Here is a 2,957-nt window from a genome sequence, read left to right on the forward strand (position 1 = left end):
GGGGGGCGGCGCGCCCGCCGGGCGGGGGGGCGCGCACCACCGCGAGCCGCGCCGGGCCCGGCCGGTGGGCGCGCAGCGCCCACACCCCTCCCGAGCACGTCGCCCCCCTGCTTGAGCTGAGGTCCCCGCTGGAAGCGCCGCCGGAGGCGCCCTAAACCGCAACGTCCGTGGGCGACGTGCCGAGCACGATCCGGACGAAAGTGTCACGGCTGGTGGCCGCCGCCGGAGGCGGCCTGAACCGCAACCTCGTCGGGCGGCGCGCCCAGCACGATCCGACGTAAGTGCCTCCGGATCAGGCAGGCGCCTTCCACACCCCCGCCCAGAAGATCTCGCTGGACAGGTACCGCGACACCCCCTTGACCGTCGGCCGGGCGATCGCCGCCTTGGCCGCCCGGGCCAGCCAGAGCACCGGGAGGTCCTGGCTGATCAGCACCTGGGCCCGCTGGTAGGCGGCCACCTGCGCCGCCGGGTCCGCGGTCGCGCCGGCCTCGGCGAGTGCCGCGTCGACGTCCGGGTTGCTGTACTTGCCGTAGTTGTTGATGCCGGTGGTGCTGAACTGGTTGACCATGAACGGGTACGGGCTCTCGTACGGGCCGGTGATCCAGGTCGCGGTGCCGAACCGGGTGCCGCGGACGATCGGGCCGATGAACGTCGAGATGTCGTCGAACTGCAGGTTCGCCGTCACCCCGATCGCCGCCCACTGCGCCTGCAGGAACTGGGCCAGCTGGTGGTCGTCGGGCGAGTTGCCGGTGTTGTAGGTGAACGTGGGATCGCCCCCGGACGCCCGGTAGTCGGCCACGAGCTGCTTCGCGCGCTCCACGTCGTAGCCGGGGTAGGCGTCCGCGGCATGCCGGCTGAAGTACGGGCTGTCCTCGGCGAACGGGGTGGTGGCGAGCTGGCCCCGGCCGCGGAACTGGGTGGCGTCGAGCGCGGCGGGGTCGACGGCCCGGATGAGCGCCTCGCGCATGCGTCGGTCGTCGAACGGGGCCTTGGTCAGGTTGAAGTACAGGTACTGCCCGTCGCCGCCGGGGCCCCAGTAGGTCTGCAGGGTGTCGTCGGCCGAGGCGCGCTCCAGCTCGCTGAAGAAGCCGCCGATGTTCAGGTCGATGTCGCCGTTGACGACCGAGGCGTAGCGCGAGTCGGTGTCGGGCAGCGGGCGGAACTCGATGCCGTCGAGGTAGGGCTTGCCTTCGTCCCAGTACCGGTCGAAGCGCTCGACGACCGTCTTGTTGTCCTGGGCCCAGCTGACGAACCGGAACGGGCCGGCGCCCACCGGGTTGCGCGGGTAGGCCTCGCCACCGGCCTGCACCGCGGTCGGCGAGGCGATGGAGCCCAGGTTGCCCGAGGAGAACGGCAGCGCGAACGACATCGGGAACGTGCTGGTGGCGCGCTTGAGCGTGAAGGTGACGGTGCGCGGGTCGGTGGCGGTCATCGCGGCGATCGGTTCGGTGTAGAGGTGCCCCAGCGCGGTGGTGTCGTCCAGCTGGCGGCGCACGTTGAAGATGACGGCGTCGGCGTCGAGCGGGGTGCCGTCGTGGAAGGTCACCGCCGGGCGGAGGGTCAGCGTCCAGGTGGTGCCGCCGTCGGGGCTGGTCATCGACTCGGCGAGCTGCGGCTGCGGGCGGCCCTCGCGGTCCATCTTCAGCAGCGAGTCGTAGATGGCCGAGGCCATCAGGCTGTTGCCGACGGTCGGGTCCAGCGAGCGCGACTCGGTGTACATCCCGACGACGAGGGTCCCGCCGCGCACCGGCGTGCCCTCCTCGGCCGGATCGCCGCCCCAGGGCTGCGAGGAGTCGAGCGCGCCCACCGACTCCGGCTCGCCGCCGCCGAACGCCGGGCCCGGCGCGGACCCGCAGCCGGCCAGGACCAGGCAGAGCACGACCAGCAGGGCGGCCGCGGCGCTCGGGCGCGCGCGGCCCGGGGTGCGGGCGCGGGGGAGACCGGCCCTGGGGTCCACGCGGTTCATCAGCACCATCCCGTCGCAGCACCGGACGTCGTCGTACGGCCCTCCCGGGGCGGTGGTGCCCGTTGCGGCACGTGTGGCCCGACCTGGAGGTGGGCGCAGAGTAGGCACAGCGCGGGGGCCGTCCGGGGCTCCGGACGACGAAATGCGCGCAGGCTCCGGGAACCGCGCGCGCAACGCCAAGCTGTGCGTCAGCCGCCCGCCTGCGGCAGCCGGGCGGGCGGGTCGGTCTCGCGCACGAGCGGGTCGTCGTCGGTGCCCAGCGCGCGCCAGTCGGCCCCCGGTTCCAGGATCTTCTCCGCCGACCGGATGCCGCGGTAGTCCAGGTCGCCGTCGACGGCGGGCGGCGGCGCGCCGTCGGCGAGGCCGCGGGCGGCGCCGAGCAGCAGCCGGCGCATCCGGATGATGGCCTTGTCCGAGGTGCCCAGCCGCTCCTGGCTGCGGTCGTAGATCTGGCCCATCGACTCGGTGACCATGAAGTCCTGGCTGACGAACTCGGCGACCCCGGAGTAGGTCAGGGTGCGCTGCACCACGCGGTCGATGCCGTAGTCGTTCTCCGCGGTGTACACGCGGGGCAGCACGCCGGTGCCCTGCTCGTTGCGGGCGTGGGTGAACGGGGTCCGCTCGAACAGCCCCGGTCCGCCGATCCCGTGCGGGTTCTCCACGTCGCGGGTGACGAAGGTGAACCGCGCGGTGTTGTGGTCGTCGATCGGGACGAACACGCCGTGGCGGGTGCTGAACGGCAGCGCGGCCACGACGGTGAAGAAGGGGTAGCAGTAGGCGGTCACGCGCACGTGCGTGTGCCCGTTGGGGGTGGTGCGGATCCCGGCGTACTTGAACCCGTACCAGGTGTCCTCGATCTCGAGACGGGGCGCGCGGTCGTGGCGCCAGAACTTCCACGACATGGCGTTGGTCGGGTAGCCGGGCTTGTCGCTGCCGTCGTCGGGGATCTGCTCGACGCCGTCCCACTGGTGCAGCCAGGAGATGTGGCTGG

At 72.8% G+C, this 2,957-nt stretch carries 1 protein-coding gene and 1 pseudogene; both read right to left on the reverse strand.

Annotated features, from left to right (window positions below; genetic code table 11):
• Positions 1–292 precede the first annotated feature (292 nt).
• Positions 293–1,966, reverse strand: coding sequence for an ABC transporter substrate-binding protein (locus KDL28_RS38170; RefSeq protein WP_252446374.1), 1,674 nt, complete (start codon positions 1,964–1,966; stop codon positions 293–295).
• A gap of 188 nt (positions 1,967–2,154) precedes the next feature.
• A pseudogene (locus tag KDL28_RS38175) lies at positions 2,155–2,957 on the reverse strand (Rieske 2Fe-2S domain-containing protein); the annotation flags it as partial.

It is taken from the genome of Pseudonocardia humida (genome assembly GCF_023898865.1).
In the GTDB taxonomy this organism is placed as follows: domain Bacteria; phylum Actinomycetota; class Actinomycetes; order Mycobacteriales; family Pseudonocardiaceae; genus Pseudonocardia; species Pseudonocardia humida.